Origin of the sequence: Sphingobacterium chungjuense, assembly GCF_011316935.1 — a bacterium.
GTDB lineage: Bacteria > Bacteroidota > Bacteroidia > Sphingobacteriales > Sphingobacteriaceae > Sphingobacterium > Sphingobacterium chungjuense.
The window spans coordinates 41,918-54,302 of sequence record NZ_WLYS01000009.1; the positions used below are offsets into that span (position 1 = coordinate 41,918).

Genomic DNA, 12,385 nt, shown 5'->3' on the forward strand with positions numbered 1-12,385 from the left:
TTTTTTTGGATTTTAGTGAAACCGCTCGGGTCGAAATCCTTGAATATTCGTCTGAGGAGTATGACCATCCAAGAGATCAGCAATGGTTTTACCAAAAGCGGGTCCGAGGCTGAGCCCCATCATACCAGCGCCACCGGCAATCGATACATTTTGATAGCGCGATGAACGACCCAGATACGGCAAACCATCTGGCGAACAAGGGCGGTATCCATACCACACTTGCTCGGGGTACGATACGTGGAGATCTGGGAAATAATTTGGAATCGCTTCGACAATGCCTTTCACACGGTTGGTATAAATTCGGTCGTTGGCGGGGCCGAGTTCCATCGTACCGCTAAAGCGAATTTGTCCGTTCATTGGCGTCACCGCTACGCGAGCTTCTACAAGCAGCGCCGCGTGCTGCATCGCCGTATTTTCAGGCGGCTCTACCATGAAGGAATAACCTTTGCCCGGCATTAAAGGCGTTTTGATACTTAGGCTTCGCACCAAACTAGGCAAAGAAGCACCGCCTGTGACCACCACTTCATCAGCATCAAACGTGCCTTTCGATGTTTTTACAGCGGTTACTTTATTTCCCGAAACTTGGAATCCTTCTACTGCTGTTTGGTAGTTAAAGGTAACGCCTGCTTCTTTCAACAAGACAGTCAAGCCGTGCATTAATTTTGATGGCGAAAGGATGCCATCACAGTTGTACAAGACACCACCCACAGCATCCAAACGCAAATTTGGCTCTAAGGCTTGAATCCCTTCTTTATCATATGGAACGGCATCTAGTCCTAATGCGCGTGCACGTTCGGCCAATTCTTGTTCTTCATGTGCTGCAGCTTTGGATTTGTAGAGCATCATAATGCCATTTTGCCGCAATTCAAAGTCGAATCCGACCTCATCTTTGAGTATATCATAAAGCTGACTACTGTACAAGTTCAAATCGCGAATCGCTTCGGCGTGGGCATCCACATGCTTTTGGTTGGCATGGCGCAGGAATTTCAATCCCCAATTAATCAACTCCGGATTGAGTGATGGCCGTACATAAAATGGACTTTTGCTATCGAGCATCCAGCGAAGACCTTGCGCGACAATTCCGGGAGCGGCCAATGGGGTAAAATGGCTGGGTACGATCATACCGGCATTACCGATGGAACAATTATTCTGTCCATCTTCCTTATCCAGCACTTGCACTGCCCAACCTGCTTTATGTAGATAATAAGCACTGCATAAGCCCGCAATTCCAGCGCCTACAACAAGCACTTTCCCCTTATTCTTATTTTCTGTAGTAGTTATAGACACGTTGTTCTTGGTATTAAATGTAGTTACATGACTTGAAATCCTTCGAAGTAAGGATCCTCATCGTCGATAATAATTTGGCTGTAGCCCGTAATGCGCGCCCAACCTTCTATAGAGGGAATAATGGCGGCACGGTCTACGATACTCGTTTCTTGCTCAATCCGTCCAATAAATTGGGAACCAATATAGCTTTCGTGGACGAAGACATCACCTGCTTTTAGTTTGCCTTTGGCATACCATTGTGCCAAGCGCGCCGAAGTACCCGTACCACAGGGCGAACGATCCAAGGCGTTCTCTCCTACAAGCACCGCATTTCGTCCGTGCGAGTTCTCCTTTAACGGTTTTCCTGTCCACTGAATATGAGTCAGGCCGTGAATGAGTGGATCTTCTGGATGTACAAAATTGTATTTTTCGCGCAGCAAAGTGCGAATGATCTTGCCATAATGAATGAGCTGGCTAGCACTGTAATCGCTGATGTCTTTAAAGTTCTTTTGCGGATCGATGATGGCGTAGAAATTACCCCCATACGCCACATCGGCCACGATTTCGCCCAAGTCTGGACAATCCACCGTTAATCCTTCTGCATATAAGAAGGATTTTACATTGGTCAACTTAACCGTTTTTACTTTAGGGCCTTCTTGGGTGTAATCGATATGAATCAAGCCAGCTGGCGTTTCCAAACGCAATTTGCCTGGAGTTTTGGGCTGAATGAGACCTTCTTCAATAGCAATGGTCACCGTACCAATCGTACCATGACCACACATGGGCAAACAGCCACTCGTCTCAATATATAACACGCTTACATCATTGGCAGGATCGGAAGGTGGATACAACAAGCTTCCGCTCATCATATCGTGTCCGCGCGGCTCAAACATGAGTCCTTTACGAATCCAATCGTATTCCGCCATAAACTGCAATCGTTTTTCCATGATCGTATGACCAGATAGAAAAGGTACACCACCAGTTACCAGACGCACAGGACAACCGCAGGTATGCGAGTCAATGCAAAAAAAAGTCTTTTTCATTTACATATACTACAATGTAGACAATATTTTATAAAGCGGCAGCGGTAGAAACACCATCTACCACACGTGTTAATTGCAAAGGATTACTGGATTTCAATTCGGCTGGCAAGCTGTTTTCGGGCCAATTTTGAAAAGCAATCGGTCGCACAAATCGTTTCACGGCATCAGGACCGACAGAGGTGAATCTAGGATCGCTGGTCGCTGGAAATGGACCACCATGCTGCATCGCATACACCACCTCTACCCCAGTTGGCATACCATTAAATAGCAAACGTCCTACCTTGTCTTGCAAGATGCTGACTAAAGCTGTATTCGCTTCCAGATCTTGTTCAGTACCTGCGATCGTTGCTGTCAATTGTCCTTCCAAGCTTTTGGCAATAGCTAATAGTTGCTCAGTTGATTCCGCTTCTACCAGCAAGGCAAATGGCCCGAAAACTTCCTCAGACAATTGCGAATCATTTAAAAACGCTTGTCCAGAAGTCCAAGCTACGGTCGGCTGTCCTTGCGAATCTTCGGCGTCTGTTGCTGATTGTGCCAATACCGTGACCTCTTTGTGCGTGGTGGCAGCTTGTTTTTTCTCCACGTAATTTTTAGCGATACCGCTATGGAGCATGGCGGTTGGTTTTGCTGCCACAATAGCTTCTTGCACGGCTTCTTTGAAGCGGTCGAATGCTTGACCAGCTAATGCAACGACGATTCCAGGATTGGTACAAAATTGTCCGGTACCTAAAGTCAAAGAGCCTACGTATTGCTGCGCAAACTGCGCTGCATTTGTTTCGAGTAATTGTGGTAGCGCAAACACCGGATTAACACTTCCCATCTCTGCGAATACAGGAATAGGCACTTCGCGTCCAGCGGCCACAGCCACCAAAGCTTTTCCACCTTGTTGTGAGCCGGTAAAGCCGACAGCTAGAATGCCGGGATGCGCCGTGAGGTAAGCTCCCAAAAGCGTTTTTGTACCGGCAACGTACTCACCAGCAACATGTCCAAAAACGCCTTCTGGCCAGCCAAAGTTTTTCACGGCTTCGCTAATGGTGTCTGCCATCAATTGGGAAGTTTTCGGATGCCCAGGATGTGCTTTCACCAATACCGGACAGCCAGCGCCGATAGCGCTGGCGGTATCGCCTCCAGCGGTAGAAAATGCAAACGGAAAATTACTTGCTCCAAATACCAGCACAGGACCAAGTCCTATGCTGTATTTGCGGATATCGTTTTTACCTTTTTCAGCATCTGCACGATCAATGCGGGCATCTAGATAAGTTCCTTTGGCTACGGCATCGCCATAGCTACGCCATTGCCCTACGGTACGGGCTTTTTCGCCTTGCAAACGCGGCATCGGCAAAGCCGATTCTTCGTGTGCCAGATTCAATAATTGATCGTCTAGCGCTTCGATCGCATCGGCTACAGCGTGCATCAATGCTGCACGCTCTTGTACCGTCGTTCCCTTTAAAAATTGAAACGCGTCGACGGCTTTCTGCACATACGCATCTAATATCTCCTTCGTTTGATCCATTTGTTTTTGTTATGCATGCACGGCATCCAACACCGGACGTTTGGCAATGCTATCTTGAATAATTTTTTTTACACGATCCGCTTCTTCACCTACCAATGGCAATCTTGGTGCACGCGTGTGTGGTGTACTGATTCCTTCTGCGGTAGCAGCCAATTTGATGTATTGAATTAGTTTCGGATGAATATCTAGTTCTAATAACGGCATAAACCAACGGTATATTTCAACTGCTTTTTCAATTTCGCCCTGTTGCGCGTAATTGTACATGGCCATCGTTTCGTTCGGAAAGGCATCCACTAGTCCAGCAACCAATCCATCTGCTCCTAAGAAAAGTGTTTCTAGAGAAATCGTATCGACGCCACCCAAGATGCTGAAACGATCGCCAAAGCGATTTTTCATACGGGTAACATTTGCTAAGTCGCGTGTTGATTCTTTTACCGCTTGTACGGTTGGGTATTCTGCTAGTTCAGCAAACATCTCCAGATTAACAAAGGTGCCATAATCTACCGGATTGTTGTAAATCAAAATCGGTAATTCAGTGGCTTTGGCTACCGCTTTAAAGTACTCGACCACTTCGCGATCATCAGCCTTGTAACGCATCGGAGGTAAAAGCATTAAGCCATCAGCGCCCAATTCGTATGCTTTCTTCGCAAAATTAACGGCGTTACGGGTGGTGTTTTCCGCGATATTGAGGATCACTGGAATTTGATCACCCACGATCTTTTTAGCGTATTTCAGAAGTTCAAATTTCTCTTCTGTGTCTAATGCTGCAGCATCGCCTAATGTGCCCGCTACGATAATACCATGCACACCAGCTTTGATCTGAGCTTGGGTATTTTTGGCAAACATATCGTAATCAATATCACCGTTCTCGGTAAAAGGTGTCAACACCGCGGGATAGATTCCCTTCCAATTTAAATCGGCCATAGTCAGTCTATACTAAGTTTTAATGTTTGTAATTTATTAAAATCAAAACTACAAACTTATCCGTCGGGCGACTAACCACCTTTTAATCATTCCTTACTTGATATTAACCATCGGCATTTTACTGGTGTAAAATATTTTGATAACTTAAGAGATATTCCTTCGGTGAAAGACCGATAATACTGCGAAATACGCGGTTAAAATTCGTAATGCTGTTAAAACCACAATCGTATGCAATACCCGCAATAGAATCGTAACGAGATGATCCTAATAAACGACAGGCTTCTCTTACTCGAATCTCATTAAGATAAGAGACAAAGGTTTTTCCCGTACTGCGTTTGAAGAAACGACAGAATGCCTGTGGGGTGAGGTTGGCCTTATCCGATACGGTTTCTAAGCTGATATTTTCCCGGAAATTGTGCTCTATATAACGACAAAGCGTATGAATACGAATAGATCCTACCTCTTCTGCTTCGCCGATGGATATGCCTGACAAAGGTTTTAGTTCTGAAGAAACAGAATTAAGTGCCCGTAGTAAGTAACAGAAATTGATCAACTGATCCATGTGATCGGACTTTTTCAAGATATCAAAGCGGCGACGTACCCTGGAAAGTTGTTCTTTCGGCACTTGAAATCCACGCTTATTTTTGCTGATAAAATCCAACAATACACTCAATTCGGGTAAGTGCAACATATTGGCTAGCGCGCCTTTGTCACTAAAAAATACCGACACCGATCTGACGCGCTCGCCCAAGGGACGACTTTTGAAAACATGCGCTTGGTTAGATCCTAATAAAAAGATATCGCCTTCGTGGAAATCGTGCAGATTATCGTCGACGAGCAATTGCCCATCCCCTTCTACTATCCATATGAGTTGATGCTCCTCATGTCGGTGCATGTACGGATAAAACTTGTCCAAAACGTCTTCTTGGATAAAAACAGTCCTATCCTTAGGTACTGGAACGCTGTATTGAATCGGTTTCATAAGTAGAAGTTTGTGTTAGTTATTAACACTAAGATAAACTTAAAAAGTATTTCTTCACAATAATTTTCCCAAAAAATAATAAAAAATTTACACGACCAAAAAGTGATTAATTTTTGAATAGTATGCGGTAAAATCCGGTTTACAAATTGCGATGGTAGCTTTTATATTTGTTGGCTCAAATGACCAACACTCCCACAATTATGCTTACAAAGATATATTCCACCACCTTATTGGTATTATTGCAAACGGCCGTATTTACCTTACAAGCACAACAAAATGAACATCCTGTTTGGAAAGCCGTGCGCGAGCAACCTGCCACGCTGCATGTGGATCGTGGCGAACAAAAATTCTCACTACCTAAATTGAAAGGTGCGATTCTACAATCTTCTCAAACCATTTCTTCGCTACAGCAAACAGATGGCGACGCAGCATTTGACTACACACCAATAGAATTATTGAATAAAAGAGATCGTAACCTATTCTATCATCTGGGAGACATCAATCTTAGGATCAAAAAAGCATCCGACACAGAGTGGACCAATTACTCCACCGCGGCAGATCGACACGATATCAAAGCCTTGCCGACAGGCCAAGATATATTAGCGGCCGCAGATTTAACGCCGACATTACCGAATATACCATTACATGTTAGCAGAACTTGGAAACGCAAAGGCGATGATCTGATCTTGCAATTTGATATACATAATCCGTCCGATCAGGCGATCGAAATTGGATCTTTGGGCATACCGTTGCCTTTCAACAATAATTTGGACGGCAAAAATCTGGATCAGGCACACGCACACAACGTATTTATGGATCCATACATTGGTATGGATGCGGGCTATATGCAGGTCAACCATTTGCATGGCAAAGGCGTCAGCTTATTGGTCTTGCCAGAAGAAAATGCGCCATTCGAAGCCTACAACCCACTCAATACAGATCCAACACCACGCGGAATTACCTTCGAAGGTTTTCATGAATGGATGATCCACAGTAAAGCACATGCCGAGACCGACTGGAAAGGTGTAGAACAATGGAATAAACCCACTTCCAGGATCTTGAAACCGAATGAAAAGGCTACGTTTGCCTTGCGCTTTGCACTAGCGCCAAGCATCCGCGAAATCGAGCAAACATTAGTGCAAAACCAACGTCCTCTAGCCGTTGGTGCGCCAGGCTTTGTGGTACCATTGAACAATCCAGCGAAGCTATTCGTGCAATACGGTTCTGACATCAAAGACATTGCGATATATCCAGAAAATGCGCTAACGATCACAAAAAACAAAAATGCTAGCGGAAAATGGTCTGGTTACCAAGTGAAAGGCAATCACTGGGGGCGCGCGCGTGTAACGTTAACCTACACCGACGGAAAACAACAAACCATACATTATAAGGTGATCAAACCCGAGCGTGATGTGGTCAATGATTTAGGAAATTTCCTCACGACCAAGCAATGGTACGAAAACCCGAATGATCCCTTCCATCGCTCACCTTCCATCATTACCTATGATAATGAAGTGCAAAGACAAGTCACGGAAGAGCAACGCGCGTGGTATGCCGGCTTGAGCGACGAGGCTGGTGCTGGAAGTTGGTTAGCCGCGATGATGAAACAAGTGGTACAACCGAATGCGGATGAAATCGCCAAACTGAAACGCTTTATGAATGAAACTTTGTATGGCAATATTCAACATAAATCCGGCAAGGATCAGTATGGCGTAGTCAAAAGCTTGTTTTACTACGAACCAGATTTGATGCCAGCTGGCACATATAGTGATAGCATCAATTATACGTTGTGGTCGGCTTGGCCTAAGAAAGAAGCGGACAATATTGGTCGCTCGTACAATTATCCGCACGTGGCGGCTGCACATTGGGTATTCTACCGATTGGCGCGGCATTATCCGCACTTAGTTTCGGAAGAAAGCTGGGATACCTATTTAGATCGCGCATACGAAACTTCGGTTGCGATGGTAGAAAAAGCACCGCACTATGCACAATACGGACAAATGGAAGGCAGTATCTTTTTGATTATCCTGCAAGATTTGCAACGCGAAGGAAAAACACGAGAAGCAGCAAAGTTGGAATCTTTGATGCGCGAACGCGCCGAGCACTGGCGCACCTTGAATTATCCATTCGGCAGCGAAATGCCTTGGGATTCTACCGGACAGGAAGAGGTATATATGTGGTCTGATTATTTTGATTTTGATGATAAAGCGACCGTAACATTGAATGCAATCTTGGCGTATATGCCAACCGTTCCACATTGGGGCTACAATGGTAGCGCGCGCCGTTACTGGGATTTCGTGTATGGTGGCAAATTGTCACGCATCGAGCGCCAATTGCATCATTATGGATCGGCTTTAAATGCTATTCCAGTTTTAGATGCCTACCGTAATAATCCAGAAGATTACCATTTGTTGCGTATTGGACATGCAGGAATGATTGGCGCGCTGGCGAATGTCACGGAAGAAGGTTTTGCGCCAGGCGCGTTCCACTCCTATCCTTCTACCTTGGCCAATGATGGGATTACCGGCGATTATGGCTCTGGATTTTATGGCTATGCCGCGTATGCGGGCACATACATCGTACAACATCCAGAATTTGGCTGGTTGGCATTTAGCGGTAACTTAACCGAACACAAAAAAGGTGTTCAGGTCGAAATCACCACAGCTGGGCGAAATCGCATTTTTGTAGCGCCTGAACAACTAATGATTCATGCAGAATCTGGTGAGATAGCACAACTAGATTACCAACCTAAAAATGGTGACATCACGCTAACGATCGCAGAATCAGCAAATAACAATCCGGCGGCACATTTGCGCCTACAACAAGATACGTACGAAGTAGTTGGCATCAAAAAGGATGCGCAAGGCGGATACACCATTCCTGCGGCAACGAAACAGGTAAAATTGAAGCGCGTAAGTCGGTAAATTTTAGCTAAATCAATACATTTGTACACTATGTTTACGACTTCAACCTATCAAAACCGACGTCAGGCACTCCAGAACAAAATTCTTGGGGGCATCCTGCTCTTTCCGGGTAATATTGAAAATCCGATTAATTTTGAACACAATACCTATCCTTTTCGTCAGGACAGCACCTTCCTTTACTATTTCGGATTAGCCGTTCCTGCTTTGGTGGGATTAATTGATTTGGATGAAAACAAAGAAATCATCTTCGGTCGCGAAGCGACCATCGACGATCTGGTATGGACTGGTCCGCAGGAATCGCTGAGCGATCGCGCGGCACGCGTTGGCGTAGCGGAAACCGCGCCTATCAGCAGTTTAGCGGAATATATTGGGCGAGCGATCGCGCAAAATCGCAAGATTCATTTCTTACCGCCTTACCAATCGGCCAATAAATTACTGTTGAGCGAATTACTGAATCAGACACCAAGCCAGTTGCAACCTTCGGTGTCATTGATTCGTGCGGTAGCACAACAACGATCGATTAAGGAAGCGCAAGAAGTAGCCGAAATCGAACGTGCGGTGGCGGTATCTACAGAAATGCACCTATTGACCATGCAACTGGCCAAAGCAGGCATGAAAGAAAGTGAACTGGTGAATGCCGTACAAGCATTCGCTGGCAATCAAGATTGTGCTTTGGCTTATCCGCCCATCATCACGATACATGGGCAAATATTGCACAATCAAGTCCGTAGTAACGCTTTGAAAAACGGCGATATGGTCTTGGTAGATGCCGGCGCAGAAACTGCCATGGGTTATGCCGGAGATTTGACGCGGACTTTCCCTGTAGCTGCTGCATTTGATAGTCGGCAGCGCGACCTATATCAAATTGTGCTTGATGCGCTTGAAGGTGCGAGAGCGCAATTGCGTCCAAGTATTTCTTTTAAATCAGTACACTTACATGCGGCGAAGATATTGGTCGAAGGCCTAAAATCCGTCGGATTGATGAAAGGTGATCCCGAAGAAGCGGTGCAAAATCATGCACATACGATGTTCTTTCAATGTGGTTTGGGGCATTTAATGGGCTTGGATGTACACGATATGGAAGATCTGGGTGAGCAATATGTGGGCTACAGCGAAGACAATCCAAAAGATACACAAACCTTTGGTTTGAAATCCCTGCGACTGGGCAAATCGCTGGAAGCTGGTTTTGTGCTGACGGTAGAACCGGGCATTTATATTATTCCAGAACTGATTGATCATTGGAAAGCCAGCAATCGACACGGCGATTTTGTGAATTATACCGAGTTAGAAAAATTCAGAAACTTTGGTGGTATCCGTCTTGAAGATAACTTCTTAATCACCCCAGAAGGTCATCAACTTTTGGGCCCCGATTTAATCAAAACCATTGATGATGTAGAATCTTACCGTGCACGCTATGTATAAACTTCTTCGCTTATTCCTTGCTTGGATTGCCCTGTTGGCATTACAAGTTCAATGTACTCGTTTACGCGCGCAAGAACAATGGTCGGCCGATGGCAATGCGTACTATGAATTCTCCGATGCAGGCATCAAACTGGTGCATTTGTTAGATGCTAAAAAGTCATCGACTTTTCTTGCAGCAGAACAATTGATTCCGGCTGGTCAGCAAGCACCTTTGAATGTGCAATCCTTTGTGGTATCACCCAATGGGCAAGATTTATTGCTTTTTGCCAACACCAAAAAAGTATGGCGCGACAATACGCGTGGGGAATACTGGATCTTCAACCGGAAGACTAATAAGCTGACGCAATTGGGCGCTGACTTACCTGCAGCATCGCTGATGTTTGCGAAGTTCTCGCCGACAGGCGATCAGGTTGCCTACGTTTCTCGGAACAATATCTATGTCGAAAATCTAGCCAACAACCAATATGTAAAAATCACGGAAGATGGTTCGGATCGTATGATCAACGGTACATTTGATTGGGCATATGAAGAGGAATTTGGCACGCAGGATGGATTTCGTTGGTCGCCAGACGGGCAGCGCATCGCGTATTGGAAACTCGATGCGAAAGAAACCCGTCATTTCCTAATGATTAATAACACGGATAGTTTGTATGCCTTTACGATCCCGGTAGAATATCCAAAAGTAGGGTTGAATCCTTCGGCGAGCAGCGTTTGGATGTACGATCTGAAAGCCAAAAAGCAAGTCAAAGTCCAAGTTGACGGCGATCCGGCGCAACATTATATTCCACGCATGGAATGGTTGACGGACGGATCGGGTGTGATATTGCAACGCTTAAACAGAAAGCAAAACGAGAGTGCAATTATTACAGCAAGCGCTATAGATGGTTCAACCAAAACCATTCACCGCGAAACGGATGCCACATGGATTGATATCAAATCTCGATGGAACGGCGGTGACCCAAGCGGTTGGGATTGGTTGGAAAATGGAAAATCATTCATCTGGGTATCCGAAAAAGGTGGATTTCGCCAGATTTACAGCATAGACCTGAATGGAACAGAAAAGTTGATTACGCAAGATGCTTTTGATGTGATCCAGATCGATCACATAGATCAAGAACGCATCTTCTTTTCGGCTTCGCCGGATAATGCGACGCAAAAATACTTGTACGAAATCGCGATCCGCGGTGGCAAAGCCAAACGGGTGACACCGCAATCCAATGCCGGAACAAACACGTATCGCATTTCGCCGAACGGGAAGTTGGCCTTTTACACGAGTAGCAGCAGTAAACATATGTACTCGGAAGCGCTGGTAGCGCTGCCTTCGCACAAACAGATTCAAGCGGCAAAACGTAGTTACGATGCGCCAGCAAATGCCAATACCGCGACTTTTTTCCAAGTAACAACGATTGATGGCGTGGAATTGGACGGTTGGATGGTGAAACCCAACAACTTCGATCCGAAGAAAAAATATCCAGTCGTATTTTACGTATACGGCGAACCAGCTTCACAAACGGTGGTAGACAATATCTCCGCCGGACGGAATCGTTTATACGATGGTGATATGGCCGAAGATGGTTATGTCTACATTTCATTGGAAAACCGCGGTGCTCCAGCGCCAAAAGGACGCGAATGGCGTAAATCCATCTATCGTAATATCGGTTATTTGAATATTCGCGATCAAGCCATGGGTGCCAAAGAAGTCCTGAAATGGGATTTCATTGATCCGACGCGTGTGGCTGTATGGGGATGGAGCGGCGGTGGCGCTACGACCTTGCACTTATTAGGTCAATATCCAGAAATTTACCAAACGGGAATTTCCATTGCGCCAGTCACCAATCAATTGCTGTACGATAATATTTATCAAGAGCGCTACATGGGATTACCACAAGAAAATGAATCAGACTTCATCCGTGGTTCTGCCATCACGTACGCCAAAGATGTGCGTGGTAATTTGCTGCTGATACATGGTACGGGAGATGATAATGTACATTATCAGAATGCGGAAGTGTATATCAACGAATTGGTGAAACATGGTATTCCATTTCAAATGATGTCGTACCCCAACCGCAGTCATTCTATTAATGAAGGCGAAGGTACTTCCGAGCACTTAGCAAAAATATACACAAAATTCTTGCAAACTAATTGCCCAGCAGGCGGTCGTGATTAGCCGCAGCAAACTAGCGATCTCGGATTATTATGAACGTCAAAAACGGTTAAACTATTCGGCGAAGCCATTGCAAAAAGCGAATGGTTAATATCCGACACGGAAACAGCAAAATAAGGGGGAAATTTCATCGCTAATCTTTCTAAT

Annotated in this window: 8 protein-coding genes; 3 read left to right on the top strand and 5 right to left on the bottom strand. The window is 45.3% G+C overall.

The genetic code is table 11. The annotated features are described in order from the left end of the window. Positions 1–12: 12 nt before the first annotated feature. The 5 genes from GKO22_RS15985 to GKO22_RS16005 form a co-directional block, all read right to left on the bottom strand. Positions 13–1,287 (bottom strand): NAD(P)/FAD-dependent oxidoreductase, encoded by a 1,275-nt coding sequence (locus GKO22_RS15985; protein WP_317165721.1) that lies wholly within the window; start codon positions 1,285–1,287, stop codon positions 13–15. A 23-nt stretch (positions 1,288–1,310) separates the two neighbouring features. After that, positions 1,311–2,309 (bottom strand): 4-hydroxyproline epimerase, encoded by a 999-nt coding sequence (locus GKO22_RS15990; protein WP_166336822.1) that lies wholly within the window; start codon positions 2,307–2,309, stop codon positions 1,311–1,313. 28 nt (positions 2,310–2,337) lie between these two features. After that, the gene (locus GKO22_RS15995) at positions 2,338–3,822 is read right to left on the bottom strand and encodes an aldehyde dehydrogenase (NADP(+)) (RefSeq protein WP_166336824.1); all 1,485 of its coding nucleotides are present in this window, start codon (positions 3,820–3,822) and stop codon (positions 2,338–2,340) included. 9 nt (positions 3,823–3,831) lie between these two features. Then, entirely contained in the window at positions 3,832–4,746 is a 915-nt protein-coding gene (locus tag GKO22_RS16000; protein ID WP_166336826.1) for a dihydrodipicolinate synthase family protein, read from the bottom strand. A 118-nt stretch (positions 4,747–4,864) separates the two neighbouring features. Continuing rightward, on the bottom strand, positions 4,865–5,728 hold the full coding sequence (locus tag GKO22_RS16005; RefSeq protein ID WP_166336828.1) for a helix-turn-helix domain-containing protein: 864 nt from the start codon (positions 5,726–5,728) through the stop codon (positions 4,865–4,867). A 200-nt stretch (positions 5,729–5,928) separates the two neighbouring features. Between GKO22_RS16005 and GKO22_RS16010 the strand changes: the two genes are divergently transcribed. The 3 genes from GKO22_RS16010 to GKO22_RS16020 are packed head-to-tail and all read left to right on the top strand — an operon-like array spanning position 5,929 to position 12,241. Continuing rightward, a complete protein-coding gene (locus tag GKO22_RS16010) occupies positions 5,929–8,652 on the top strand; it encodes a DUF5695 domain-containing protein (RefSeq protein ID WP_166336830.1) in 2,724 nt (907 codons plus the stop codon). A gap of 30 nt (positions 8,653–8,682) precedes the next feature. Continuing rightward, complete coding sequence (locus GKO22_RS16015; protein ID WP_166336832.1) at positions 8,683–10,074, top strand: aminopeptidase P family protein; 1,392 nt, start codon at positions 8,683–8,685, stop codon at positions 10,072–10,074. After that, on the top strand, positions 10,067–12,241 hold the full coding sequence (locus tag GKO22_RS16020; RefSeq protein ID WP_166336834.1) for a S9 family peptidase: 2,175 nt from the start codon (positions 10,067–10,069) through the stop codon (positions 12,239–12,241). The genes GKO22_RS16015 and GKO22_RS16020 overlap by 8 nt, the downstream gene beginning before the upstream one ends. Positions 12,242–12,385: the final 144 nt, after the last annotated feature.